Origin of the sequence: Streptomyces avidinii (assembly GCF_045161815.1) — a bacterium.
GTDB classification, from domain to species: domain Bacteria; phylum Actinomycetota; class Actinomycetes; order Streptomycetales; family Streptomycetaceae; genus Streptomyces; species Streptomyces avidinii.
In genome coordinates this window covers 1803820-1829526 of the sequence record NZ_CP108863.1, presented here as the reverse complement: position 1 = coordinate 1829526, position 25707 = coordinate 1803820, and the positions used below count along the sequence as shown (strand labels likewise).

Annotated in this window: 24 protein-coding genes; 17 read left to right on the top strand and 7 right to left on the bottom strand. The window is 72.1% G+C overall.

Annotation, left to right across the window (positions count from 1 at the left end):
* Nucleotides 1-54: 54 nt before the first annotated feature.
* Complete coding sequence (gene sph, locus OG373_RS08175; RefSeq protein WP_405437060.1) at nt 55-1044, bottom strand: sphingomyelin phosphodiesterase; 990 nt, start codon at nt 1042-1044, stop codon at nt 55-57.
* A gap of 130 nt (nt 1045-1174) precedes the next feature.
* On the opposite strand from sph, the gene OG373_RS08170 reads away from it, so the two are divergent.
* Nucleotides 1175-2071: an oxygenase MpaB family protein gene (locus tag OG373_RS08170; RefSeq protein ID WP_405437059.1), complete on the top strand. Its 897-nt coding sequence runs from the start codon at nt 1175-1177 to the stop codon at nt 2069-2071.
* A gap of 61 nt (nt 2072-2132) precedes the next feature.
* Here the strand turns inward: OG373_RS08170 and OG373_RS08165 are convergent, their stop codons facing one another.
* A complete protein-coding gene (locus OG373_RS08165) occupies nt 2133-3662 on the bottom strand; it encodes a M1 family metallopeptidase (protein ID WP_405437057.1) in 1530 nt (509 codons plus the stop codon).
* A 475-nt stretch (nt 3663-4137) separates the two neighbouring features.
* On the opposite strand from OG373_RS08165, the gene OG373_RS08160 reads away from it, so the two are divergent.
* From OG373_RS08160 to OG373_RS08140, 5 genes are all read left to right on the top strand, one after another.
* Nucleotides 4138-5001, top strand: a complete 864-nt coding sequence (locus tag OG373_RS08160; RefSeq protein WP_405437055.1) for an SCO6745 family protein — start codon at nt 4138-4140, stop codon at nt 4999-5001.
* Between the two features lie 94 nt (nt 5002-5095).
* Nucleotides 5096-7579: a Tex family protein gene (locus OG373_RS08155; protein ID WP_405437053.1), complete on the top strand. Its 2484-nt coding sequence runs from the start codon at nt 5096-5098 to the stop codon at nt 7577-7579.
* A 302-nt stretch (nt 7580-7881) separates the two neighbouring features.
* Nucleotides 7882-8382: a hypothetical protein gene (locus tag OG373_RS08150; RefSeq protein ID WP_405437051.1), complete on the top strand. Its 501-nt coding sequence runs from the start codon at nt 7882-7884 to the stop codon at nt 8380-8382.
* Nucleotides 8372-9547: an MAB_1171c family putative transporter gene (locus OG373_RS08145; protein ID WP_405437049.1), complete on the top strand. Its 1176-nt coding sequence runs from the start codon at nt 8372-8374 to the stop codon at nt 9545-9547. Before OG373_RS08150 ends, OG373_RS08145 begins: the two co-directional genes overlap by 11 nt.
* Before the next feature lie 7 nt (nt 9548-9554).
* A complete protein-coding gene (locus OG373_RS08140; RefSeq protein WP_405437048.1) occupies nt 9555-10397 on the top strand; it encodes an SDR family NAD(P)-dependent oxidoreductase in 843 nt (280 codons plus the stop codon).
* A 70-nt stretch (nt 10398-10467) separates the two neighbouring features.
* On the opposite strand, the gene OG373_RS08135 is transcribed toward OG373_RS08140, so the two are convergent.
* The gene (locus OG373_RS08135; protein ID WP_405437046.1) at nt 10468-12105 is read right to left on the bottom strand and encodes an ABC-F family ATP-binding cassette domain-containing protein; all 1638 of its coding nucleotides are present in this window, start codon (nt 12103-12105) and stop codon (nt 10468-10470) included.
* A 100-nt stretch (nt 12106-12205) separates the two neighbouring features.
* Between OG373_RS08135 and OG373_RS08130 the strand changes: the two genes are divergently transcribed.
* Nucleotides 12206-13177 carry a GlxA family transcriptional regulator gene (locus tag OG373_RS08130; RefSeq protein ID WP_397729619.1) on the top strand — a complete coding sequence of 324 codons (972 nt, stop codon included), beginning with the start codon at nt 12206-12208 and terminating at the stop codon, nt 13175-13177.
* 78 nt (nt 13178-13255) lie between these two features.
* Nucleotides 13256-13885 carry a DJ-1/PfpI family protein gene (locus OG373_RS08125; RefSeq protein WP_397729618.1) on the top strand — a complete coding sequence of 210 codons (630 nt, stop codon included), beginning with the start codon at nt 13256-13258 and terminating at the stop codon, nt 13883-13885.
* Between the two features lie 10 nt (nt 13886-13895).
* Here the strand turns inward: OG373_RS08125 and OG373_RS08120 are convergent, their stop codons facing one another.
* Nucleotides 13896-14684 carry an enoyl-CoA hydratase/isomerase family protein gene (locus tag OG373_RS08120; RefSeq protein ID WP_405437045.1) on the bottom strand — a complete coding sequence of 263 codons (789 nt, stop codon included), beginning with the start codon at nt 14682-14684 and terminating at the stop codon, nt 13896-13898.
* Between the two features lie 75 nt (nt 14685-14759).
* On the opposite strand from OG373_RS08120, the gene OG373_RS08115 reads away from it, so the two are divergent.
* Nucleotides 14760-15464: an HdeD family acid-resistance protein gene (locus tag OG373_RS08115; protein WP_405437043.1), complete on the top strand. Its 705-nt coding sequence runs from the start codon at nt 14760-14762 to the stop codon at nt 15462-15464.
* A 130-nt stretch (nt 15465-15594) separates the two neighbouring features.
* Nucleotides 15595-16089, top strand: a complete 495-nt coding sequence (locus OG373_RS08110) for an ATP-binding protein (protein ID WP_229920344.1) — start codon at nt 15595-15597, stop codon at nt 16087-16089.
* Nucleotides 16090-16146: 57 nt separating this feature from the next.
* Here OG373_RS08110 and idi read toward each other — a convergent pair whose 3' ends face one another.
* From idi to OG373_RS08095, 3 genes are all read right to left on the bottom strand, one after another.
* Complete coding sequence (idi, locus tag OG373_RS08105; RefSeq protein ID WP_405437040.1) at nt 16147-16746, bottom strand: isopentenyl-diphosphate Delta-isomerase; 600 nt, start codon at nt 16744-16746, stop codon at nt 16147-16149.
* Between the two features lie 154 nt (nt 16747-16900).
* Entirely contained in the window at nt 16901-18142 is a 1242-nt protein-coding gene (locus OG373_RS08100) for a GNAT family N-acetyltransferase (RefSeq protein WP_405443987.1), read from the bottom strand.
* A 497-nt stretch (nt 18143-18639) separates the two neighbouring features.
* Complete coding sequence (locus OG373_RS08095) at nt 18640-18783, bottom strand: hypothetical protein (protein ID WP_397729614.1); 144 nt, start codon at nt 18781-18783, stop codon at nt 18640-18642.
* On the opposite strand from OG373_RS08095, the gene OG373_RS08090 reads away from it, so the two are divergent.
* The 7 genes from OG373_RS08090 to OG373_RS08060 all read left to right on the top strand — a co-directional run bounded on the left by OG373_RS08090 (nt 18778) and on the right by OG373_RS08060 (nt 25629).
* The gene (locus tag OG373_RS08090; protein WP_405437039.1) at nt 18778-20394 is read left to right on the top strand and encodes a DUF5941 domain-containing protein; all 1617 of its coding nucleotides are present in this window, start codon (nt 18778-18780) and stop codon (nt 20392-20394) included. The two genes, OG373_RS08095 and OG373_RS08090, sit on opposite strands and share 6 nt — an antisense overlap.
* The gene (locus OG373_RS08085) at nt 20391-21143 is read left to right on the top strand and encodes a sugar phosphate nucleotidyltransferase (protein ID WP_030011995.1); all 753 of its coding nucleotides are present in this window, start codon (nt 20391-20393) and stop codon (nt 21141-21143) included. Before OG373_RS08090 ends, OG373_RS08085 begins: the two co-directional genes overlap by 4 nt.
* The gene (locus OG373_RS08080; protein WP_030385165.1) at nt 21131-22192 is read left to right on the top strand and encodes an iron-containing alcohol dehydrogenase family protein; all 1062 of its coding nucleotides are present in this window, start codon (nt 21131-21133) and stop codon (nt 22190-22192) included. The genes OG373_RS08085 and OG373_RS08080 overlap by 13 nt, the downstream gene beginning before the upstream one ends.
* Nucleotides 22170-22949 (top strand): CDP-alcohol phosphatidyltransferase family protein, encoded by a 780-nt coding sequence (locus OG373_RS08075; protein WP_405437037.1) that lies wholly within the window; start codon nt 22170-22172, stop codon nt 22947-22949. The genes OG373_RS08080 and OG373_RS08075 overlap by 23 nt, the downstream gene beginning before the upstream one ends.
* Before the next feature lie 35 nt (nt 22950-22984).
* Nucleotides 22985-23830: a glycosyltransferase family 2 protein gene (locus OG373_RS08070; RefSeq protein WP_405443986.1), complete on the top strand. Its 846-nt coding sequence runs from the start codon at nt 22985-22987 to the stop codon at nt 23828-23830.
* A 94-nt stretch (nt 23831-23924) separates the two neighbouring features.
* Nucleotides 23925-24854: an ABC transporter permease gene (locus OG373_RS08065; RefSeq protein ID WP_397729611.1), complete on the top strand. Its 930-nt coding sequence runs from the start codon at nt 23925-23927 to the stop codon at nt 24852-24854.
* Nucleotides 24847-25629 carry an ABC transporter ATP-binding protein gene (locus tag OG373_RS08060; protein ID WP_189968169.1) on the top strand — a complete coding sequence of 261 codons (783 nt, stop codon included), beginning with the start codon at nt 24847-24849 and terminating at the stop codon, nt 25627-25629. The genes OG373_RS08065 and OG373_RS08060 overlap by 8 nt, the downstream gene beginning before the upstream one ends.
* Nucleotides 25630-25707: the final 78 nt, after the last annotated feature.

Below are 25707 nucleotides of genomic sequence, written 5' to 3'. Positions count from 1 at the left end.
CCCGGTGCGGTGGGCGGGTTCTCCGCCCACCGCACCGGGGCTCTGCGGAAGGGCCTAGCGTCCGATCAGCGGGTAGTGGTCGGAGAGGTTGTTGTAGGTGTAGGAGGTGCCCCAGCTGGAGACCGTCCAGGGCGCCGACTGCTCCTTGACGACGTTGTTCTCCCAGCCCGCCGGGCGGGCGTTGCCCTTGCGGTAGAGGACGTAGTCCAGGTCCTCGCGCGGGTCGGTCGGGTAGCGGTAGTTCGCTATCGAGTTCAGCGCGGTGTCGAAGGAGTACGGGTGCCCGGTGCGGCTGTCGGAGTCGGCCAGGTCGGCGTTGGCCAGCAGGCTCGCGTACTCGGGGGTGCGCGAGTCGACGTTGAGGTCGCCCGCCACGATGACCTGCTCGTTCGCCGGGATGTTCTTGCCGTCCAGGAAGGCGTCGACGGCCCGGAACTGACGGGCACGCATCTCCGCGGCCTCGCCCGCGCCGCAGCCGGGGTCGGTGGACTGCGCGTGCGTGCCGACCACGTGCACCTTGGCGCCGTTCACGTTCAGCACGACGTAGGCGAAGCCCTTGTTGGACCACCAGTCGGCGCCGCAGGCGTCCTTGTAGACGACCTGCTCCTTGCGCACGATCGGCCACTTGCTGAGGACGGTGACGCCGCCGTCCTCCGGGGTGGTGGAGGAGTAGGCGCCGCCGGTGGCGTCCCAGCCGCTCTTGCTGCGGCCGACGACCGGGGTCTGGTACGGGTACTGCGCGGCGGAATTGGCCTTCAGGGCGTCCGAGGCGCTGTTGTCGAAGGCCTCCTGGAGCACGACCACGTCGTGGCCCTGGTAGAAGGACGCCTTGGGGATCTCGGCGGCCCGGTGGTCCTGGCCCCAGTTCGGGTACAGGTTCTTGCTCATCAGGAACACGTTGTACGACAGGACGCTGAGCCGCGGGGCGGCGGCGGTCTCCGCGGCCGTGGCGGCAGGCGCGGTGGTGGCGGCCAGTGCGCCTGCGGCGACCGCGGCGACGGCCGTGGCGGCGGCGCGGCGCGAGCGGGTCGTGGAAAGCAGCATGAAGGTCTCCGTCATTCCTGCGGGGGAAGATCGACGCCGTCATACAAGCAGCAGCAGTTACCTCTGGGTAACACCCGTGCAGAGACTTTCTGTCCGTGAGACGGCCGTCCGGTGCTCGCATACTTGTCATATGACGAAGACGGACCCCGTACACCCCGCCGGACCTGCGGCCGCGCGCCGCAACGACCCCGAGCCGCCCCCGCCGGGCGGGGTGCTGTGGACGATCGCCGGCGACGTCCGCGCCCTGCTGATGCTGCCCGCCGCCTTCACCATGCAGGTGGCGCATCCCGCCATCGCGGCCGGCGTCGACCAGTACTCCGTCTTCCGCACCGACCCCTGGGGTCGCGGCGAGCGGTCCCTGCGCTCGGTCCAGCTCTGGGTGTACGGCGGGGAGGAGGCCGCGGAGGAGGGCCGCCGGGTCCGCCGCCTGCACAAGGACATCCGGGGCACCGACACCCGCGGCCGCCGCTACCACTCCCTCGACCCCGCCTGCTACGCCTGGGTGCACGCCACCGGCTTCCCGGTCTACCTCTACGCCGGGCGCTACCTGCTGCGCCGCTTCACCCCCGCCCAGGAGCGGCAGCTCTACCGGGAGTGGCTCCAGGTGGGCCGGATCCTGGGCCTGCACGACCGGGACATGCCGCAGAGCATCGAGGAGTACTGGACCTACTGGGGCCGGATGCTGGCCGAGGAGATCGAGCCCACCGCGGTCGCCCGCGAGCTGGTCGCCACCGATGTGCGGCTGCCCCGGCCGCAGGCCCGCCGGCCCGCGGTGCGTCTGCTGCTGCGGCTGACCTGGCCGGTGCTGCGGGCGGCGTTCCTGCGCCTGCGGGCCTTCGTCACCGTCGGCTACATGCCGCCCGAGGCCCGCGCCGCGATCGGGCTGGAGTGGAGCCCGGCCCAGGAGCGCAGGCTCCGGCGGTTCAGCACGGCCGTACGGCTCCTCGTACCGCTGCTGCCGGAGCGCCTGCGCTACCTGCCCATCGCGCGGGCGGCGCGCGCCCGTTGGCGCACCGCCGCCCGCTGACGGGACTACCGGCTGCTCACCGGTGACCACTGACTACTGACGACCGACCCCCGACCACGGCTCAGTGCCCGTCGTGCCGGTGGATCGTGTTGGTCTCCGCGATCTTCTTCCAGGACTTGGGCTCCGCGGCGGCCTTCGTTGCCGGGGCGGACTGCTGCAGCGAGCGGGCCGTCGGCTTGGCCGCCGACGGGTTCAGCGCCGAAGCCGCCGGCTTGCCCGGGGTGTAGAGCCAGGTCTCGAAGAGCTGGGCCAGCGGCTTGCGGGAGACCTTCTCCGCGTACCGGACGAAGTCCCCGACCTTGGCGTTGCCGTAGGCCCGCTCGGCCGGCCAGCCCTTCAGGATCTGGAAGAACTTCTCGTCGCCGATCTCGTTGCGCAGCGCCTGCAGGGCGATGGCGCCACGGTCGTAGACGGCGCCGTGGAACTGGTTCTCCGGACCCGGGTCACCGGGCTTGACCTGCCAGAACGCGTCCTCGGCCGGGCGCAGGGCGTAGGCCCAGTCGGCGAGCTCCTGCGCCGTGCCCTCGCCCTCCTTCTCCGACCACAGCCACTGGCTGTAGCGGGCGAAGCCCTCGTTGATCCAGATGTCCTTCCAGCCGTCGACGGACACACTGTCGCCGTACCACTGGTGCGCCAGCTCGTGCACGACCACCGAGACGTTGGCGCCGTTGCGGAACTGGCCCGGGCCGTAGAACGGCCGCGTCTGGGTCTCCAGGGCGAAGCCGGCGGTCACGTTCGGCACGTAGCCGCCCAGCGCGTTGAAGGGGTACGGCCCGAAGACGCCCTCCAGCCACTCGGCGACCTCGCCGGTCCGCTCCACGCTCGCGCGCGCCGCGCCCGCGTTGTCACCGAGGTCCTTGCTGTACGCGTTCAGGATCGGCAGCCCGCTCGCCGTCGTGTCGGTGGTGATGTCGAACTTGCCGACGGCGAGAGTGGCGAGGTAGGTGGCCTGGGGCTTGTTGGAGCGCCAGTTGTAGCGGGTCCAGCCGAGACGCGAGGTCTGGGACTGCAGGACGCCGTTGCTGATCGCCTGGGTGCCGTCGGGCACGTTGATCGAGACGTCGAAGGTGGCCTTGTCCAGCGGGTGGTCGTTGCTGGGGAACCACCAGACCGCCGAGTCGGGCTCCTGCGCCGCCACCCCGCCGTCGGGCGTGCGCTGCCAGGCCGTCCAGCCGTCGACCTTCAGCTCGGAGGGCTTGCCCGCGTACTTGACGACGACGGACAGCGGAGTGTTGCGCGCCAGCGGCTTCGCCGGGGTGACCTCCAGCTCGTGGGAGCCGGAGGTGGCGAACTTCGCCCTGACCCCGTTGACGCGGATCTCGCTGACCTGGAGGCCGAAGTCGAGGTTGAAGCGGGACAGGTCCTGCTTGGCGGTGGCCAGCAGCGTGGCCGTGCCTTCGAGCAGGTCCGTCTTCGGCTGGTACTGCAGGCGCAGGTCGTAGTGCGACACGTCGTATCCGCCGTTGCCGCTGGCCGGGTAGTAGGGATCGCCGACACCCGGGGCGCCCGGACCGGCACTCGCCGCCGACGCCGGGATCACCAGCAGGAGGGAAGCGGCGAGGACGCTCGGGGCGATGACTTTGCGGTGCACGAATGGCTCCAAGTGGTAGGGGAGACAGATCGGTTCACAGGGTGGTTCAAGGCCTTGTCGCTCGACCGTATTCACCCGTGGCGGCTCAGGTCATGTCCATGGCCCCTGCTGTCACACGATCGCCATTCGGCCGTCACGGGCCGACGGACCGCGCGGCCCCGGAGCCGGTGACACCGGGCGCCCGGCGGCCCCCGCGGGCGGCCCGGGCGGCCCGGCCCGGGCCCGTGGCCTGCGGCGGGACCCCGGACCGGTGCCCCGCGGGTCCCGGCCGGCCCGCTGCCGCTGCGCGCGCCGAGGCCGGGGAACACCGGGCTCGGCGGCCCCGCCCGCCCGTGCGGATCGGCCGAATCGGGCCGGGTCCGGCTGCCTCCGGGGCGGCGCCGTCGTGCGAACCACCTGCCTGGACCCGGGCCGGGACCTGCACCGCCGGAGCCGGCCCTACCCGGCATACCGAACAGTCGGTAACCTGCTGTGCATGACGCTTCCCCTGCTCGCCGCCCGTCGCTGTTGGCATGCTGCGATCAACCCGCTGCACGCGACGATCTACTTCTCGCCGGATCTCGCCAAGGAGCTCGCAGCCCTCGGTGTCACGGACCCGGTCGCGGTCAATCTCGCCAGTCGCGCCGCCGCCATGGGCGCCGTCGGGCCCGGCACGGTGACCGCGACCTTCTACAACTACCGCCACGACCTGCTCGCCCGGCACCTCCCGGCCGTGTGGGACACCGTGACGCCCGAGCAGGTACTCGCCGCAAGGCTGCGGGCCGCCGACAGCACCCTGCGCCGGCTGCTCGGGCCCGGGACCGTCGAGTCGCCGGAGCTGGCCGAGGCCGCCGATCTGGCCATGCGCGCCACCGAGGGCTGCACCCGCCACGCCCGCACGCTGTACGCGGCCCACGCCGACCTTCCCGTACCCGAGGCCCCGCACCTGCGCCTGTGGCACGCCACCACCCTGCTGCGCGAGCACCGCGGCGACGGCCACCTGGCCGCCCTGCTCCTCGCGGCCCTGGACCCGGTGGAGGCCCTGGTCAGCCACACCGCCACCGGCCGCGGTATGACCGCGAAGTGGATCAAGGCCATCCGTGGCTGGGAGCAGTCCGACCTGGACGCCGCGACCGGCCGGCTGCGCGAGCGCGGGATCCTCGACGCGGACGGCGAGCTCACCGAGGAGGGCAAGGCCGTACGCGAGCGCCTGGAGGTCGAGACCGACCGCCTCGACGCGGCCCCGTACGAGCACCTCGGCGAGCAGGGCCTGGCCCGTCTCGCGGAACTCGGCAGCGGCTTCGTGAGCAAGGCGATCGGCGCCGGGGCCTTCCCGCGCGACCTCTTCGGCCGGGCCTGACCGAGGGCAACGGGCAGGGTTCCCGCCGTCCGTCACCGCCACCTGCCACAATTGGCAGCCTTCCAGTGCAAACGAAGGCAGGCGGGACCCGATCGTGACGACGTCCATCGAATGCAGGATCGCCGAGGAGCTCGGCGTACGGGAGCGGCAGGTCAAGGCCGCCGTCGAGCTGCTCGACGGCGGCTCCACCGTGCCGTTCATCGCGCGCTACCGCAAGGAAGCGACCGAGATGCTCGACGACGCCCAGCTGCGCACCCTCGAGGAGCGGCTGCGGTATCTGCGCGAGTTGGAGGACCGCCGCGCGGCGGTCCTGGACTCCGTACGGGAGCAGGGCAAGCTCACCGACGAGCTGGCGGCGCGGATCGCCGCGGCCGACACCAAGGCCCGGCTGGAGGACATCTACCTGCCGTTCAAGCCCAAGCGGCGCACCAAGGCGCAGATCGCCCGCGAGGCCGGTCTGGAGCCGCTCGCCGAGGGCCTGCTGGCCGACCCGTCGGTGGAACCGGCCGCCGCCGCGGCCGCGTTCGTCGACGCCGACAAGGGGGTCGCCGACCCGGCGGCCGCCCTGGAGGGTGCCCGGGCCATCCTCACCGAGCGGTTCGGCGAGGACGCCGACCTGATCGGTGAACTGCGCGAGCGCATGTGGGGCCGGGGCCGCCTCGCGGCGAAGGTCCGCGAGGGCAAGGAGGAGGCGGGCGCCAAGTTCGCCGACTACTTCGACTTCGCCGAGCCCTTCACCGCGCTGCCCTCGCACCGCGTCCTCGCCATGCTGCGCGGCGAGAAGGAGGACGTCCTCGACCTCACTCTGGAGCCGGAGGTGCCGAGCGAGGAGCCCGGCCCGTCCACGTACGAGGGCATGATCGCCCGCCGCTTCGGGGTGAACGATCGAGGCCGGCCGGGCGACAAGTGGCTGGGCGACACGGTCCGCTGGGCCTGGCGTACGAAGATCCAGGTGCACCTCGGCATCGACCTGCGGATGCGGCTGCGCCAGGCCGCCGAGGACGAGGCCGTACGGGTCTTCGCGTCCAACCTGCGCGACCTGCTGCTCGCGGCGCCCGCCGGCACGCGGGCGACGCTCGGCCTGGACCCGGGTTTCCGCACCGGTGTGAAGGTCGCCGTCGTCGACGCGACCGGCAAGGTCGTGGCCACGGACGTGATCTACCCGCACGTGCCCGCCAACAAGTGGGACGAGTCCCTCGCCAAGCTCGCCCGCCTGGCGAAGGAGCACGCCGTCGAGCTGGTCGCCATCGGGAACGGCACGGCCTCCCGCGAGACCGACAAGCTGGCCGGGGACCTCATCACGCGCCACCCGGAGCTGAAGCTCACCAAGGTGATGGTCTCCGAGGCGGGCGCCTCCGTGTACTCGGCCTCCGCCTTCGCCTCGCAGGAACTGCCGGACATGGACGTGTCGCTGCGCGGCGCGGTCTCCATCGCCCGCCGCCTGCAGGACCCGCTCGCCGAACTGGTCAAGATCGACCCGAAGTCGATCGGCGTCGGCCAGTACCAGCACGACCTGTCCGAGATGAAGCTCTCGCGCTCGCTCGACGCGGTCGTCGAGGACTGTGTGAACGGCGTCGGCGTGGACGTGAACACCGCCTCCGCGCCGCTGCTCTCGCGGGTGTCGGGCATCAGCGGCGGCCTCGCCGAGAACATCGTGGCCCACCGCGACGCCAACGGCCCCTTCCGCAGCCGCAAGGGGCTCAAGGACGTGGCCCGGCTCGGCCCGAAGGCGTACGAGCAGTGCGCGGGCTTCCTGCGGATCCGCGGCGGGGACGACCCGCTGGACTTCTCCAGCGTGCACCCCGAGGCCTACCCGGTGGTCCGCGGCATGGCCAAGACGGCGGGCAGCGAGGTGGCGGCGCTGATCGGTAACGGCGACGTGCTGCGCTCGCTGCGGCCGGAGCAGTTCGTCACGGAGGCCTTCGGTCTGCCGACCGTCACGGACATCCTGCGCGAGCTGGAGAAGCCGGGCCGCGACCCCCGTCCCGCCTTCAAGACGGCCACCTTCAAGGAGGGCGTGGAGAAGATCGGCGACCTGGCCCCCGGGATGATCCTGGAGGGAGTGGTCACCAATGTGGCCGCCTTCGGCGCCTTCATCGACATCGGCGTCCACCAGGACGGTCTGGCGCACGTCTCGGCGCTGTCGAAGAACTTCGTCAAGGACCCCCGGGACGTGGTCAAGCCGGGCGACATCGTCCGCGTGAAGGTCATGGACGTGGACATCCCGCGCAAGCGGATCTCGCTGACCCTGCGCCTGGAGGACGAGGCGGGGGCCGAGCGCGGCGCGGGCGCGCCCCGCCAGCGCGAGGACCGGCGGGGCGGCGGCAACGGCGGCGGCAGCGGCCGTCCTCCGCAGCAGCGCGGCGGCGCCGGCGCCCGCGAGGGCGGCCGGAACCAGGGCCGGGGCCAGGGTCAGGGCGAACGGGGCCAGGGCGAGCGGGGCCAGGGCGGTCAGGGCGGGCAGGGCCGGCGCCAGGGCGGCGGCAGCAGTGCCCCCGCTCCCGCCAACAGCGCGATGGCCGACGCCCTGCGGCGTGCGGGCCTCACCGCAGCCCCCGAGGAGCGCCGCAAGCGGTAGCGGCCGTCAAGGGTGTCTTGCAGCCACCCGGCGCGTGAAGGGCTTCGTACAGGATGGCCGAATAGGTTCCCCACCTGGGGACTTGCCTTGCCAACTCCCGTACAAGATCTGTAGGCATGGTGGAACGCCCGTTCGTCACTCGGCGGACGGGCTTCCGCGTTTTCCCCTCAGGAACCCCTCAGGTACCCCTGGGACCCCTCAGGACCGCATTCCCCGAGGCCGCCTCGAAGGCACAGGACGTCATGCCCATGCCCACACACGCCTACCACCGTTGCCCCGGAAAGGGTCCGAAGAGGGATCACATGCCCCACCGGCAACTCAGCATTCGCAAAAGGTGCGAGCAGATTCTCGGCCATCTGGATCTGACCCATCCCTTCTCCCTCGACGTCCTGTGCCGACGGATAGCCGAGCGGCGCGGACGCCCCATCCGGCTCCACCCGCTCCCCAAGGAGGCGGCGGAGTCCGGAGTCTGCGGATTGTGGGTGGGCACGGCCAGCGTCGACTACGTCTTCTACGAGGCGCAGACGACGCCGCTGCACCGGGAGCACATCGTCCTCCACGAGCTCGGCCACATCCTCTTCGGCCACCACTCCCTGGAGGGTGAGGAGAGCGACGGGAACGCCCCGGTCGTCCTCGGGCGCACCAACTACACCACCCGCCAGGAGCAGGAGGCGGAGATGCTGGCCAGCATGATCCGCATCCGCACGGCGAACACCGGACCCCGCTCCACCGGCGGCGAGCGCGGCACCCTGGCCCGGCTGGAGTCCGCCATGGGGTACGAGCGGGCCAACGATGGCAGCTGACCTCACCGCCTTCGGCGACTGGCTCGCCGTCCCCAGCGTGGTCTGCCTGTGGATCGCCGTCCTGCTCCGCGCCCCGGGCGCCCTGCGCTCCCCCCAGCAGCGCGGCCTGTGGCTGGCCGTCGCCACCGCTGCCGCCGCGATGACGCTCAACCTCCCGGACCTCGTCGCGTACGCCATGGAACGCGGCACGGGCTACGCCCACACCATCGGCCTCGTCCGCAACCTGATCGGGGTGCTGTCGGCGGGCGCCGTCCTCTACTTCGTCGCCGCCACCACCCGCGGCCGCCGCCTCCAACTCGCCGCCTGCACCGCCACCGTGGCCTGGCTCGGCACCCTCCTCGCGCTGGACGCGGCCGCGCCCGGCCACGGCACGCACACCATGCCGCCGGTCGGCGACCCGGTGCCCTCCCTCGCGTACTGGCTGGTGCTGATCTCCGCGCACGTGGTCGCCAACACCGTCTGCGTGGCCCTGTGCTGGCGCTACAGCCGCCGCACCGAGAGCCGGGGCCTGGCCGCCGGGCTCCGCCTGTTCGGCCTCGGCACCGCGCTCGCCGGCCTGTTCTGGCTGGCGTACCTGCTCAAGGCCCTGTTCGGCAGCACCTGGGCGATGCCCGCCCTCCCCCTGCTCATGAACCTGCACGGCCTGCTGCGCGCCGCCGCGATCCTCGTGCCCACCCTGTTCACCCTCCGCCGCACCTGCGCCGACCTCACCACCGCCTGGCGGCTGTGGCCGCTGTGGCGCGACCTGGTCGAGGCGGTCCCGCACGTGGCGCTCAACAAGCCGCGCGCCTGCCGGGTGATGGAGCTGCTGTGGCCGCCGGTCCCGCGCAACCTGCTCGTCTACCGCAAGGTCATCGAGACGCGCGACGCCATCCTGATCCTGGGCGAGTACGCGGCCCCGGGCGCCCTGGACCGCGCCCGCGGCCAGGTCGCCGGACACGGCATCCCCGAGCAGCGGGCCGCCGCCGCAGCGCTGGCCCGCGTACTGCGGGAGGCACGGCAGGCGAAGCTCGACGGGGCGCCCGGGCAGCCGGGCGAGGCCGCCGTGCCGGAACTGCCCGCCGCGATCCACAGCTCGCAGGAGGACGGGGACCTGGCGGACGAGGCCCGGTTCCTCGTCGACGTCGCCCAGGCGTACGCCTCGCCCGTCACACCAAGGAAGTGAACCCGCTTTGACGACCGACCGGACGACCGACCGGACCACGGACCCGACGACGGACCCGACGACCGCGGCGGCGACCACCGTACTGATCACCGGGGCCAGCGCCGGACTGGGCGCGGCCTTCGCCCGGGGCTTCGCGGCCAAGGGCTGTGACCTGGTCCTCGTCGCCCGCGACAAGGACCGGCTCGAAGCCGTCGCCGCCGAACTGGCCCGGGAGTACGGCGCCGCGTCCGAGGTACTGCCCGCCGACCTGCTCGACGCGGCGGACTGCGCCGCCGTCGCCGCCCGGCTCGCCGATGCGGCCCGGCCCGTGGACATCCTGGTCAACAACGCGGGCTTCGGACTGCCCGCGCCCTTCCCGTACAGCCCGGTCGAGGACGAGGAGCGGATGCTCGACCTGCTGGTCAAGGTCCCCCTCCGGCTCACCCACGCCGTGCTGCCCGGCCTGCGCGCCCGCCGCCGGGGCGCCGTCCTCAACGTCTCCTCGGTGGCCGGACTCCTGCCGACCGGGACCTACGGGGCCGCCAAGGCCTGGATCACCGCCTTCAGCGAGTCGCTGCGGGTGGACATGGCGCCGTACGGGGTCCGGGTGCTGGCCGTGGTCCCCGGCTTCACCCGCACCGAGTTCCAGGAGCGCGCCGGGATGGACGTCAGCGCGCTGCGCGACGCGGTGTGGCTGGAACCGGAAGCCGTCGTCGCGCAGGCGCTGAAGGACCTCGCCCTGCGCCGCCCGGTCAGCATCACCGGCCTCCGCTACCGCGCCTACGCCCTCGCCGCCCGGCACCTGCCGCGCACCTTCGTCGCCCGGAAGATGGCCCGCAGACGCCGGCCCCCGGCCGGGACGGACACCTGAGCCTGGACGAGAGCGGCGAGCACATCCGCGCGGACGCTGTGCCCGGCGGGCCCAGGCAGGGAGAGGCGGCCTAGAGCTCGGTGACCTTGCCCGCGGAGACCTCCAGGCGGCGGGTCACGTGCACCGCGTCCAGCATGCGGCGGTCGTGGGTGACCAGCAGGAGGGTGCCCTCGTAGGCGTCGAGGGCCGCCTCCAGCTGCTCGATCGCCGGGAGGTCGAGGTGGTTGGTCGGCTCGTCCAGGACCAGCAGGTTCACCCCGCGGCCCTGGAGCAGGGCCAGCGCGGCCCGGGTGCGCTCGCCGGGGGAGAGGGTGGCCGCCGGGCGCAGGACGTGGGCCGCCTTGAGGCCGAACTTGGCCAGCAGGGTGCGGACCTCGGCCGGCTCGGTCTCGGGGACCGCCGCGCAGAAGGCTTCGAGCAGGGGTTCGTCGCCGAGGAACAGGCCGCGCGCCTGGTCCACCTCGCCGACCAGGACGCCCGAGCCGAGGGTGGCGGAGCCGGAGTCCGGGGTCACCCGGCCCAGCAGGACGGCGAGGAGGGTGGACTTGCCGGCGCCGTTGGCCCCGGTGATCGCCACCCGGTCCGCCCAGTCGATCTGCAGGCTGGCCGGGCCGAAGGAGAAGTCCCCGCGCCGGACGGCCGCCTCGCGCAGGGTGGCCACCACCGCGCCGGAGCGCGGGGCCGCCGCGATCTCCATGCGCAGCTCCCACTCCTTGCGGGGCTCGTCCACGACCTCCAGCCGCTCGATCGCGCGCTGCGTCTGGCGGGCCTTGGCGGCCTGCTTCTCGCTCGACTCGCCCCGCAGGTTCTTGCCGATCTTGTCGTTGTCGGAGGCCTTGCGGCGGGCGTTGCGCACGCCCTTGTCCATCCAGTTGCGCTGCATCTGGGCCCGGCCCTCGAGCGCGGACCGCTTGCCCGCGTACTCGTCGAACTCCTCGCGGGCGTGGTTGCGGGCGCGCTCGCGCTCCTCCAGGTAGGAGTCGTAGCCGCCGCCGTACAGGTTGATCTGCTGCTGGGCGAGGTCGAGTTCGAGGACCTTGGTGACCGTCCGGGTGAGGAACTCGCGGTCGTGGCTGATCACGACCGTGCCGGCGCGCAGCCCCTTGACGAACCGCTCCAGCCGTTCCAGGCCGTCCAGGTCCAGGTCGTTGGTGGGCTCGTCGAGCAGGAAGACGTCGTAGCGGGACAGGAGCAGCGAGGCGAGGCCGGCGCGGGCCGCCTGGCCGCCGGAGAGCCCGGTCATCGGCAGGTCGAGCCCGACCGCGAGGCCGAGGTCGTCCGCGACCTCCTGGGCCCGCTCGTCGAGGTCGGCGCCGCCGAGGTTCAGCCACTGGTCCAGCGCGGTCGCGTACGCGTCGTCCGCGCCCGGCGTCCCGTCCACCAGGCCCTGCGTCGCCGCGTCGAGCTCCGCCTGGGCGGCCGCGACCCCCGTACGGCGGGCCAGGAACTCCCGGACGGACTCCTGCGGCCGGCGCTCCGGCTCCTGCGGGAGGTGCCCGACGGCGGCGGCGGGCGGGGACAGCCGCAGCTCCCCGGTCTCCGGGGTGTCCAGCCCGGCGAGCAGCCGCAGCAGGGTGGACTTCCCGGCGCCGTTCACGCCGACGAGGCCGATGACGTCGCCGGGCGCGACGACGAGGTCGAGATCGGCGAAGAGGGTGCGCTCACCGTGCGCGGCGGTGAGCTTCTTGGCGACGAGGGTTGCAGTCATGATGGGCCGATCCTATCCGCGTGCGGACGGGGCCCCGCGTGGCCGGATAGGTGGGAAGCCCGTCATTGCGGCCATCGCCGGGGCAGAACACCATGAAGCCATGGGGTCATCGCCGCGCAACGTCCTCGTCCTCCTCTACGACGGGGTGCAGAGCCTGGACGTGACCGGGCCGGTGGAGGTGTTCGCCGCGCTCGCCCACTTTCCGGGGCGGGCCGGGTACGCGATCCGGACGGTCGCTCCCGCAGGAGCGCCCGTCCGCACCGGCAGCGGGCTGACGCTGGTGCCGGACGGGGAGCTGGAGAGCGCCCGGCCGGGACCGGGGACCACGGTGCTGGTGCCCGGGGGCCGGTTCACGGGGGACTTCGAGCCCAGGCTCACCGACTGGCTCCGTACCCACGGGGGCGGCGCGGAGCGGCTGGTCTCCGTGTGCACGGGAGGACTGCTGCTGGCCGAGGCGGGGCTGCTGGACGGGCGGCGGGCGACGACGCACTGGGACGCCTGCGAGCGGATGGCGCGGGACTACCCGGCCGTCGCCGTCGAGCCGGACCCGATCTACGTACGGGACGGCCCGGTGGTCACCTCGGCCGGGGTCACGGCGGGGATCGACCTGGCCCTGGCGCTGGTGGAGGAGGACCACGGGCAGGACGTCGCCCTGACGATCGCCCGCCACCTGGTGGTCTTCCTGCGCCGTCCCGGCAACCAGGCGCAGTTCAGCGCGCAACTGGCCGCCCAGACCGCCCGGCGGGACCCGCTGCGGGACGTGCAGCAATGGATCACCGAGCACCCGGGGGAGAACCTGGGCGTCGAGCACCTCGCCGCCCGTGCCCGGCTGTCGCCGCGGCACTTCGCCCGGGCCTTCAGGGCGGAGACCGGGGTCACGCCCGGCCGGTACGTCGAACGGGTCCGGGTGGACCACGCACGGCGGCTGCTGGAGGAGAGCGGGGAAGGGATCGCACAGATCGCCCGGGCCTGCGGGTACGGGAACCCGGAGGCGTTGCGCCGGGCCTTCCTGCGGACCCTCGGCCAGCCGCCCGCCGAGTACCGCCGCCGTTTCGGCACGTCCCGCCCCTGAGGGCCCGCCCCGGCGCTCGGGGAAGAATGAGCCGCCCAGCGGGCGGAGCCGTGTTCCGACCATCGCTCCGGAGGAGCCATGCAGATCGCCGTACTTCTCTACGACCACTTCACCGCCCTCGACGCCGTCGGGCCCTTCGACACCCTCGGCCGGCTGCCCGACGCCGAGGTCGTCTTCGTCTCCGAGCGGCCGGGGCCCGTGCGGACCGACAGCGGGGCGCTCGCGCTCGTCGCCGACAAGGGGCTCGACGAGGTCACCCGGCCCGACATCGTCATCGTGCCCGGTGGGCCGCATCCCGAGCGGGAGATGGACAATCCCGTGGTCCTGGACTGGCTGCGCACGGTCGACGCCACGACCACCTGGACCACCTCGGTGTGCACCGGATCCCTGCTGCTGGCCGCCGCCGGGCTGCTCGACGGCCGGCGGGCCACCAGCCACTGGCTGTACCTGGACCGACTGCCGAAACTCGGGGTCGAGCCGACCGGCGAGCGCGTGGTGTTCGACGGGAAGTACGTCACTGCCGCAGGGGTGTCCTCCGGGATCGACATGGGGCTCACCCTGCTCGGCCGGATCGCCGGCGACGACTTCGCCCGGGCCGTGCAGCTGATGACCGAGTACGACCCCCAGCCGCCCTACGACGCAGGCTCGCCCGACAAGGCCCCGGCCGCTCTCGTCGAAATGCTGCGGGGCAACGGCACGCCCGGCTGACGGCCGACCGTCACGGGGTCCACGTGAAGCGCGGGGCCCGGCGCTCCAGGAACGCGGCGACCCCTTCCGCGGTGTCCTCGCTCCCGGCGGCCCGGTCCGCCCAGTACGCGTCCCGGTCGGTCCGGCCGTCGGCGAACTCCTTGGCCGCCGCCTGCGTCAGCTGCGAGCGCGAGGCCAGGATCCTGGTGAACTCGGCGACCCGCTTGTCCAGTTGCCCGGCCGGCAGCAGCTCGTTCAGGAACCCTGCGCGCAGCGCCGTCTCCGCGCCGATCAGCTCGGCGGAGAAGAGGAGGTACTTGGCCCACGCCGGGCCGACCAGGCCCGCCAGCCGGCGGGTGGAGGACGCGGGGTAGACGATGCCCAGCCTGGCGGGGGTCACTCCGAAGGAGGCGCCCTCCTCGGCGAAGCGGAGGTCGCAGGCCGCCGCCAGCTGGCTGCCGCCGCCCACGCAGAAGCCGCGGATAGCGGCCAGCGTCGGCTTCGGGAAGGCGGCCAGGGCCTCCTCGGCCGCCACGGCGAGGGCCCGCGGGTCATCGGCCGCGGCGTCCCCGGCGTCCCCGGAGTCCCCGGAGTCCCCGGTCAGGGAGGAGATGTCGGCGCCCGCGCAGAAGGTCGCTCCGGCTCCGGTCAGCACGAGCGTCCGTACCGCCGGGTCGTCCGCCAGGCCGGCCAGCAGCTCCGGGAGCGCACGCCACATGGCGGCGGTCATCGCGTTGCGCTTCGCGGGGTGCGAGATGACGACGGTGGCCACCCCGTCGGCGACCGAGTGCAGGAGGGTCGGGTCCTGGGCTGCGTCCATGCGCCGGATGCTATCCCGGGCGGTCATACCTATGATCAAGGGAGTCCGTCGGGGGTGCGAGGAGGTGGCACGTCCATGGGTGCAGACCGCGCAGACCGTACGGGGGCCAGGGTCGGGGGCCCGGAACCGCAGCGCGAGAAGAAGCAGCTCGGCCGCAGTTTCGCGCTGATGACGGCGCTCGGGGTGATGCTGGTGCTGGCGGGTCTGGTCGGCCTCGTCCATACGGGCCTGGCCACCCTCACCTCGATGTTCCTCTTCGGCTGGCTGCTGCTGATCGGCGGTGTCGTGGGCCTGCTGCTGGCCGTGCAGGCGCGCCGGAGCAACTACTTCTGGCTCGCCGTCGTCGTCGCCGCGATGAACCTCGCGGCGGGCTTCGTGATCCTGCGCCGTCCCGGGGCGAGCGCCGAGGCGCTGACCATGTTCGCCGCGCTGCTCTTCCTCACCGGTGGAGTGTTCCGGCTGGTGGGGGGACTGGTGGTGCGCGGGTCCCACTTCGGGCTCGCGGTCGTCCAGGGAGCCTTCGGGATCCTGCTGGGGTTCCTGATCCTCTCCGGCTGGCCCGGCAACAGTCTGTACGTGATCGGAACCTTCTTCTCCCTCGCCCTGCTGTTCGACGGGCTGAGCCTGGTCGCCATGGGCATGGGGTCCCGGCGCATCCTGGGGTTGGTCAGGGAGGACGGTGCCCCGCCGGAGGCGGCAGCGACGGACGGGACGGCGGACGGGCCGGGCGAGACGGCCGGGAAGCGTCCGGCAGAAGATCAGGAACAGTCGAACAACTGACTCTGTCATACGCCAGTGGTCAGAAAGTGTCCTATAGGCGCTGACTTCTGGTCAGCCGTCGGGTCCGCACCAGCCCGTTCCCCACTCTTGTCGCGTGGAGACGATCGAGCGTGAAGACGGGGGACGGAAGATGGATGTCAGCGGGAGCATCCCGCCAGCCAAGGAGGGTGAGGCGGAGGCTCCGGCCGACCCCCTCGCCTACGAGGGAGTGTGGAGGTTCACCGCGCCCGCGGTTGAAGAATCCGTTCCGCAGGCCCGCCGTGCGGTCCGGGACCTGCTCGGGCGCCAGGGGGTGCCGGCCCACCAGGACCTGGTCTACTCCCTGCTCCTGATCGTCTCCGAACTGGTGACGAACTCGGTCCGGCACGCCGCCCTGCTCTCGCCGGAGGTCGCGGTCGAGGTCGCGATCGGCCGAGAGTGGGTACGGGTGGCAGTCGAGGACAACCACCCCTACCGCCCCAAGGCGCTGGAGGCCGACTTCGGCCAGACCGGCGGCCGGGGACTGCTCCTGGTCCGGGAGGTCACTCTGGAGGCCGGCGGGGTCTGCGACGTCGAGCACACCTCGACCGGAGGCAAGGTGATCTGGGCGGCCCTTCCGCTGGCCGCCCCGCCGACCGCGGGCTGAGCGGCGGTCGGTGGGGCGGGTGGGCCGCGCAGCGGGACGGCGCTCGGGACGGACGGGCTACCAGCCCGCAGCGTCGCCGGTCAGTTCGCGGATCGCGGGCCGCGCCGCGTCCAGTACGGTCATGAACCAGGCCGAGAAGGGCGCTTCGGCGTGCCGCTTGGCCAGCTCCTCGGCGGAGACGAAGGCGGTGGCCCCGACCTCCTCCGGATCCGGGTGCACGGCAGCCTGCGCGAGTCCCACGAACAGGTGATTGAACTCCTGCTCCACGAGACCCGATGCGGGGTCCGGGTGGTTGTAGCGCACCGTTCCCGCCTGCGCGAGCAGCGAGGGCGACAGCCCCAGTTCCTCGTGGGTGCGCCGGGCCGCGGCAGCGAACGGAGACTCCCCGGGGTAGGGGTGACCGCAACAGGTGTTCGACCAGACGCCGGGGGAGTGGTACTTCCCGAGGGCCCGCTGCTGGAGCAGCAGACGGCCCTGCTCGTCGAAGAGGAACACGGAGAACGCCCGGTGCAGCCGGCCGGGCGCCTGATGGGCGGAGAGCTTCTCCGCCGTGCCGATGGTGTTGCCGGACTCGTCGACCAGTTCGAGCATGATCGGTTCTTGAGTACCGGTGCCGTTGGACGCGCTGCTCGCGGCGGTGGCTGGTGTGGTCGGCATACCCATCCTTCGCTTCGGACTTCGGCCTTCAGTCTGCCGTACAAAAGCGGCTTGTCCCCACTTCGGAGATCCACGCATGTCCGCCCCCCGTCGCGTGCTAGGCAACGAGGGGCGGATCACATCACGTGCCGCGTCACCTGACGCAGCGCAGGTGTCAGACGCCGAACGGGGCCGGGTACGCGATCGTTCCCGCCGGCACCGGAACGGAATCGTCCAGCACCAGCGCCATCATCGCCTCGTCCGGGACCTCGAAGGGCGCCCGGATCCCGAAGTGCGACGCCGCTACGAAACCGAAGCGCGGGTAGTACTCCGGGTGCCCGAGGACGAGGACCAGCGACTCACCGCGCTCCCGGGCCGCCGCCAGCAGGGCCCGGACGACCGAGCTGCCCGCGCCCGAGCGCTGCAGCGAGGGATCGGCCGCCACCGGGGCGAGGGCGAGCGCCGGGGCGCCGCCGACCTCGCACCGGGTCAGCAGGGCGTGCGCCGCCACCGACCCGTCCGGAGCCTCGGCCACGTACGACAGCCCGGGCAGCCAGGAGCCGTCCGTGCGCAGCGCGTCCACGAGGTCCGCCTCCAGCGGGGTCTCGAACGCCGCCAGGTTGACCTCCCGTACCGCGGCCGTGTCGGCCGCGGTCTCCGGGCGGGCGGGCCACGCGTCGCCGTCCCCGGCACTCACCGGGCGCAGCACGTATCCCGTGTACCCGTACTCGTGCCCGTGACGGGCCCGTACGTCGAGCTCCTCGCGGGTCGCGGCCAGGGCCGCGGCCATCGCGGGGCTCCCGGCCCCGGACCGGGTACGGACCCGCTCGGCGAGCGGGCCGTAGTACTCGGCCCAGTCGGAGTCGGGCAGGTGGTGCACGCCGAGCACCCGGTACCCCGCCGCCTGGGCGGCCGCGAGGTTGCCGGCGGTGGTGCGCAGCGCGCAGTGCGGGTCCCAGAAGGCGCGGGCGCCGGCGGACGGCTCGGGGACCGTCCACTGGCACTCGGTCAGGACGAGGGTGCCGCCGGGGGCGAGCAGCCGCTTCCACCGCGCGAGCGCGGCGTCGAAGCCGAGGAGGTATGCGGAGCCCTCCGCCCAGACGAGGTCGAAGGAACCGTCCTCGAAGTCCTCGCCGGTGAGTGCGCCCATGTCCGCCTCGACGGTATGGACGCGGTCGGCGAGCCCGCCGGCCCCGGCGGCCGTCCGGAGTTCGTCGAGGAAGGGGGCGTGCAGGTCGACGGCGGTCACCTCGGCCCCGCCCGCGCCCGCCTCGGCGGCGAGCAGCAGGGCGCTGCGGCCCGGACCGCAGCCCAGGTCGAGGACGCGCGGCCGCTCGGGCAGCGGTCCGCACAGGGACAGCAGGTGGCGGGTGCTCGCGTCGGAGCCCGGAGCCTGCCGGGGCAGGCCGTGGTGCAGGGCGAAGAAGGCGTGCGTGAAGTCGTCGACGCCGCCCGACTCGTCGCAGGAGTCGTCGGAGCGGTCGTCGGAGGTAGTGCTGTCGGTCAACGTGAACCCTTGGAACGGGGGCTCCCCGACGAGGCCCAGCTGTGGGATCAGGACCGGCCGGATACCCGGGAGGAATGGGAGATGCACCGGAGTTCGCTGCGCATGGCCGCGACCACTACGACGGTCATCAACCCACCTCTTTCCACTCGACACGTTCAGGGGCGTGTCCACCGTAACATCCGGGCCGTTTGTGGTACCGCGCCGTGATCGTCAATGATGATCAGGACCCGGCCCGGAGCCCGAATATTCGGCTTATCGGGGCGTAAACGGGTGGTGAACCCCTGCTTCCATTCATCCGATAGCCTCTGCCGACGTGCCGCCGCCCCCTCAGGCGCGCGTTCGGAATTCGTTACAAGGAGTGAGTTCGTCTGCCGACCGTCATCCTCACCGGCCTGCCGGTCCCCGGATCACCGCTCGCTGACGAGCTGCGCTCCCTCGGCTTCGACGTCCGCCCGGCCGCCGGTCCCCAGGACGCCGCCGCCGCACTGGCCGGCGTACCCGCCGACCAGCGCGTGGCCGTCGTGGACAGCGCCTTCGTCGGGCACGTGCACGCACTGCGCCTCGCGCTGACCGACCCGCGCTTCGACGCCTGCGCCGTCACCGGCGCCCTCGCCGTCCAGGCCGGTGCCCGCGAAGCCCTCGACAAGGCCGCCGCCGTCGCCGTCGCGGAACCCGGCGGCGCCGGCCCGTACCCGGACCGGCTCGCCGCCGCGGTCGAGGCCGTCGGGACCACCGTGCAGCGCCCCGAACTGGGCACGCTCGTCGCCGCCGTCCCCGCCGGCCCGGCGGAGCGGGACGCGGCGACCGCCGCCGTCGCCGCCGTCGACGACGAGGCCGTACGCCTGCGGACCGCCGTGAAGTCCCGCGACGGCTTCTTCACCACCTTCTGCATCAGCCCGTACTCGCGCTACATCGCCCGCTGGTGCGCGCGCCGCGGCCTGACCCCGAACCAGGTCACCACCGCCTCGCTGATCACCGCGCTGATCGCGGCCGGCTGCGCGGCCACCGGCGAACGCTGGGGCTACGTGGCGGCCGGCGTGCTGCTGCTCGTCTCCTTCGTACTGGACTGCACCGACGGGCAGCTCGCCCGCTACTCGCTCCAGTACTCGACGATGGGCGCCTGGCTCGACGCCACCTTCGACCGCGCGAAGGAGTACTCCTTCTACGCGGGCCTCGCGCTCGGCGCGGCCCGCAACGGCGACGACGTCTGGGCCCTGGCCGTCGGCTCCATGATCCTCATGACCTGCCGGCACGTCGTGGACTTCTCCTTCAACGAGGCCAACCACGACGCCACCGCCAACACGAGCCCCACGGCCGCCCTCTCCGACCGGCTCGACAGCGTCGGCTGGACCGTGTGGCTCCGCCGGATGATCATCCTTCCGATCGGTGAGCGCTGGGCGATGATCGCGGTCCTGACCGCCTTCACCACCCCCCGGATCGTCTTCTACGCCCTGCTCGTCGGCTGCGCCTTCGGCGCGCTCTACACCACCGCCGGGCGGGTCCTGCGTTCCCTGACGCGCAGGGCCACCCGCACCGACCGGGCGGCCCGGGCACTGGCCGACCTGGCCGACTCCGGCCCGCTCGCCGAGCTCCAGGCCCGCCTGCTGCGCGGCCGCGCCGGGTCCTTCGGCTCCGTGTACGTGGCGGCGCTCGGCACGCTGGTGATGATCGCGGGCGCCGTGTTCCTGCCGTTCGGCGACCCGCGGCTGATCGCCGTCGCGGTGATCTATGTCATGACGGCCGGCCTGGCCGTCGCCGCGCCCCTCAAGGGCGCCCTGGACTGGCTGATCCCGCCGCTGTTCCGGGCCGCCGAGTACGTCACGGTCCTCGCGCTCGCCGTGAAGGCGGACGTCCCCGGCGCCCTCCCGGCGTCATTCGGCCTGATCGCGGCGGTCGCCTACCATCACTACGACACGGTGTACCGCATTCGCGGTGGCACCGGCGCGCCCCCGCACTGGCTGGTGCGGACGATCGGCGGCCACGAAGGCCGGGTCCTGCTGATCACGGTCCTCGCGGCCGTCCTCGTAACGCGCGAAGCGGACTTCCCCGTCGCGCTCACGGTCATGGCCGTGTTCGTGGCACTCGTGGTGCTCGTGGAGAGCATCCGATTCTGGGTCTCCTCCGGAGCACCCGCCGTACATGACGAAGGAGAACCAGCATGATCGGCCTTGTACTCGCTGCCGGTGCCGGACGCCGTCTGCGTCCCTACACCGACACCCTGCCCAAGGCGCTCGTGCCGGTCGGCCCCGAGGGTGACGAGGAGAGCCTGACGGTTCTCGACCTGACGCTGGGCAACTTCGCCGAGGTCGGCCTGACCGAGGTCGCCGTCGTCGTCGGCTACCGCAAGGAAGCCGTGTACGCCCGCCGCGAGGCCCTGGAGGCCAAGTACGGCGTCAAGATCACGCTGATCGACAACGACAAGGCCGAGGAGTGGAACAACGCCTACTCCCTGTGGTGCGCGCGTGACGTCCTCAAGCAGGGTGTGATCCTCGCCAACGGCGACACCGTCCACCCGGTCTCGGTCGAGCGCACCCTGCTCGCCGCCCGCGGCAACGGCCAGAAGATCATCCTCGCCCTCGACACGGTCAAGAACCTGGCCGACGAGGAGATGAAGGTCGTCACCGCCGACGGGAAGGGAGTCCAGAAGATCACCAAGCTGATGGACCCCGCCGACGCCACCGGCGAGTACATCGGTGTCACCCTCATCGAGCCCGAGGCCGCCGAGCAGCTCGCCGAGGCCCTGAAGACCACCTTCGAGCGCGACCCCGACCTCTACTACGAGGACGGCTACCAGCAGCTCGTCAACGACGGCTTCACCATCGACGTGGCCCCCATCGGCGACGTCAAGTGGGTCGAGATCGACAACCACGACGACCTCGCCAAGGGCCGGACGATCGCATGCCAGTACTGACGAGGCTCATCCCCTCGCCCGTCGTCGTCGACATCAGTCGCGGGGCGATGGACGACCTGGCCGGCCTCCTGGCCGACCAGCGGATCTCCGCCTCCGGCAAGCTGGCCATCGCGATCAGCGGAGGCTCCGGCGTGGCGCTGCGCGCCAAGCTGGAGCCCGTCCTGCCGCACGCCGACTGGTACGCGGTCGTCGACGGCACCATCGACTCCGCGGTCAAGCTGGCCGACGACATAAAGGGCCGCCGCTACGACGCCGTCGTGGGCCTGGGCGGCGGCAAGATCATCGACGTGGCCAAGTACGCCGCGGCGCGGGTCGGGCTGCCCATGGTGGCCGTCGCCACCAACCTCTCGCACGACGGCATCTGCTCGCCGGTGTCCATCCTGGACAACGACAACGGCCGCGGTTCCTACGGCGTGCCCACGCCGATCGCCATGGTGATCGACCTCGACGTGATCAAGGAAGCGCCGGTCCGGTTCATCCGCGCCGGCATCGGTGACGCGATCTCCAACATCTCGGCGATCGCCGACTGGGAGCTCTCGCACAAGATCACCGGCGAGCCCGTCGACGGCCTGGCCGCCGCCATGGCCCGTACCGCCGGCGAGTCCGTACTGCGCCACCCCGGTGGGTGCGGCGACGACGAGTTCCTCACCGTGCTCTCCGAGGCGCTGGTGCTCTCCGGCATCGCCATGTCGATCAGCGGGGACTCCCGCCCGTCGTCCGGCGCCTGCCACGAGATCAGCCACGCCTTCGACCTGCTCCACCCGGGACGCTCCGCGCTCCACGGCGAGCAGGTCGGCATCGGCGCCGCCTTCGCGATGCACCTGCGCGGGGCCGCCGAGCAGTCGGGCCTCTTCGTCGAGGTACTGCGCCGGCACGGCCTGCCGGTCGGGCCCGAGGAGATCGGCTTCAGCGTCGACGAGTTCGTCGCGGCCGTCGAGTACGCCCCCCAGACCCGCCCGGGACGCTTCACGATCCTGGAGCACCTCAACCTGTCCGCCGCCGAGATCAGGGACGCTTACGCCGACTATGTCAAGACCATCCGTAGCTGAACTGAGGCCGGTCGTCCACCCCGCGGGCGTGAAGGACCGGGTCAGCGGCGAGCACTGGGGCGGGCGCCTCTACATGCGCGAGATCTCCCTGCGCATCACCCGCGTCCTGGTCACCACCAAGGTCACGCCGAACCAGCTGACCTACCTGATGACCCTCGCCGGCGTCCTCGCCCTTCCGGCCCTGCTGGTGCCGGGCATCCTGGGTGCCGTCCTCGGCGTGGTCGCGGTCCAGATGTACCTGCTGCTCGACTGCGTCGACGGTGAAGTGGCCCGCTGGAAGAAGCAGTACTCGCTCTCCGGCGTCTACCTGGACCGGGTCGGCGCCTACCTGTGCGACGCCGCGGTCCTGGTCGGCTTCGGCCTGCGGGCCGCCGACCTGTGGGGCCCCGGGGGCGCCGACTGGCTGTGGGCCTTCCTGGGCACCCTGGCCGCGCTCGGCGCCATCCTGATCAAGGCCGAGACCGACCTGGTCGGCGTCGCCCGTCACCAGGCCGGCAAGCCCGTGGTCCAGGACGCGGCCGCCGAGCCGCGCGCGAAGGGCATGGCGCTCGCCCGCCGGGCCGCCGCCGCGCTCAAGTTCCACCGCCTGGTCCTCGGCATCGAGGCCTCGCTGCTCATCCTGGTGCTGGCCGTCGTGGACCAGATGCGCGGCGACCTGTACTGGTCCCGGGTCGGCGTCGCCGTACTGGCCGGCATCGCGATCCTCCAGACCGTGCTGCACCTGGTGTCCATCCTCGCCTCCAGCAGGCTCAAGTGAGTGCCCCGCTGCGGCTGGGCGCCGTGATCATCACCATGGGCAACCGGCCCGACGAGCTCAAGGCGCTCCTCGACTCGGTGGCCCGCCAGGACGGCGCCCCCGTCGACGTGGTCGTCGTGGGCCAGGGCGTGCAGGTCACCGGCCTGCCCGAGGGCGTCCGCAGCATCGACCTGCCCGAGAACCTGGGCATCCCGGGCGGGCGCAACGTCGGCATCGAGGCCTTCGGCCCCGGTGGTCGCGACGCGGACGTGCTGCTCTTCCTGGACGACGACGGTCTGCTGGAGCGCACCGACACCGCCGAGCTGTGCCGGCAGGCCTTCACCGAGGACCCCGGCCTGGGGATCATCAGCTTCCGTATCGCCGATCCCGACACCGGTGTGACCCAGCGCCGGCACGTGCCGCGACTGCGCGCCTCCGACCCGATGCGTTCCTCCCGCGTGACCACCTTCCTGGGCGGCGCGAACGCCGTCCGCACCCGGGTGTTCGAGCAGGTCGGGGCCTTGCCGGGGGAGTTCTTCTACGCGCACGAGGAGACCGATCTGGCCTGGCGGGCGCTCGACGCAGGGTGGCTGATCGACTACCGGGCGGACATGGTGCTGCTGCACCCGACAACTGCCCCCTCCCGGCACGCGGTCTACCACCGTATGGTGGCTCGTAACCGGGTGTGGCTCGCCCGCCGCAACCTGCCCGCCCCGCTGGTCCCGGTCTACCTGGGCGTCTGGCTCCTGCTGACGCTCGTACGCAGGCCGTCGGCACCTGCCCTCAAGGCCTGGTTCGGCGGATTCCGCGAGGGATGGACCACTCCCTGCGGACCCCGCCGCCCGATGAGGTGGCGTACGGTCTGGCGGTTGACCCGGCTGGGCCGACCTCCTGTCATCTGACCAGCCCGCGTCTGGGAACATGACGCGATCACGGGCCTCGAGCCACCAGCCTGATGCCCACCTGGCCGCATCTTGAAGACGAAAGTTTCAACTTGTGAGTGACACAACCCACGACGGCGCCCTCGCCACGAGCAGGCCGCTGTCCGACGACGCGGGGCTGAGCCCCGCGGAGCTCGCCAGGAAGTACGGACTCTCGGTCAGCGGTGCCCGGCCCCGCCTGGGCGAGTACGTACGGCAGCTCTGGGGCCGGCGCCACTTCATCATGGCCTTCTCCAGGGCCAAGCTGGTCGCGCAGTACAGCCAGGCGAAGCTGGGCCAGGTCTGGCAGGTGGCGACCCCGCTGCTGAACGCGGCCGTCTACTGGCTGATCTTCGGCCTGATCCTCGGCGCGGGCCGGGAGATGCCCAAGGGCGTCTACGTCCCGTTCCTGATGATGGGCATCTTCGTCTTCACCTTCACCCAGAGCTCGGTGATGGCGGGCGTCCGGGCGATCTCCGGGAACCTCGGCCTGGTGCGTGCACTGCACTTCCCGCGCGCCTCGCTGCCGGTGTCCTTCTCGCTCCAGCAGCTCCAGCAGCTGATGTACTCGATGATCGTCGTCTTCGTGATCGCCATCGCCTTCGGCAACTACCCGCGGCTCGCCTGGCTGCTGGTGATCCCGACCCTGGCGCTCCAGTTCGTCTTCAACACCGGCCTCGCCATGATCTTCGCGCGGATGGGTTCCAAGACCCCCGACCTGGCGCAGCTGATGCCGTTCGTGATGCGTACGTGGATGTACGCATCCGGCGTCATGTTCCCGATCGGGATCTACCTGGAGGACCAGCCCCAGTGGATCAGCGACGTGCTGCTGTGGAACCCGGTCGCGATCTACATGGACCTCATCCGCTTCGCGCTGATCGACGACTACGGCAGCAGCAACCTGCCTCCGCACGTCTGGGCCTTCGCGGTGGGCTGGGCCGTGGTGATCGGCATCGGCGGCTTCGTGTACTTCTGGAAGTCTGAGGAGCGTTACGGCCGTGGCTGACAACAACCGGGGGCGCGTCCCCACCGTGATCGCGGACGGCGTCCACATCGTCTACCGGGTCAACACCGGCAGCGCGGGCAAGGGTGCGGCCACCGCCGCGCTCAGCAAGATAATGCGCCGGAAGAAGGGCGACGCCCCGGGCGTCCGTCGGGTCCACGCCGTGCGCGGGGTCTCCTTCACGGCCTACCGCGGCGAGGCCATCGGCCTCATCGGCTCCAACGGCTCCGGCAAGTCCACCCTGCTGCGCGCCATCGCAGGCCTGCTGCCCTGCGAGGAGGGCAAGGTCTACACCGACGGCCAGCCCTCGCTGCTGGGTGTCAACGCGGCGCTGATGAACGACCTCACCGGCGAGCGGAACATCGTTCTCGGCGGTCTCGCGATGGGTATGAGCCGCGAGCAGATCAAGCAGCGTTACCAGAGCATCGTCGACTTCTCGGGCATCAACGAGAAGGGCGACTTCATCTCCCTCCCGATGCGTACCTATTCCTCGGGTATGGCGGCGCGCCTGCGCTTCTCCATCGCGGCGGCCAAGGACCACGACGTTCTGATGATCGACGAGGCACTGGCCACCGGTGACCGCAGCTTCCAGGTGCGTTCGGAGGACCGGATCCGCGAACTGCGGCAGAAGGCCGGCACGGTCTTCCTGGTGAGCCACAACAACAAGTCCATCCGTGACACCTGTGACCGGGTGCTGTGGCTGGAGAAGGGTGAGCTCCTGATGGACGGGCCCACCGAGGAAGTCGTCTCGGCATACGAGAAGGCCACCAACGGCTGACCTCCGGGTCGCGCGGCGCCCCCTTACGGCGCTTTTCCGCTTCACCCGAAGGCCCCCGCTGCTCAGCGCGGCGGGGGC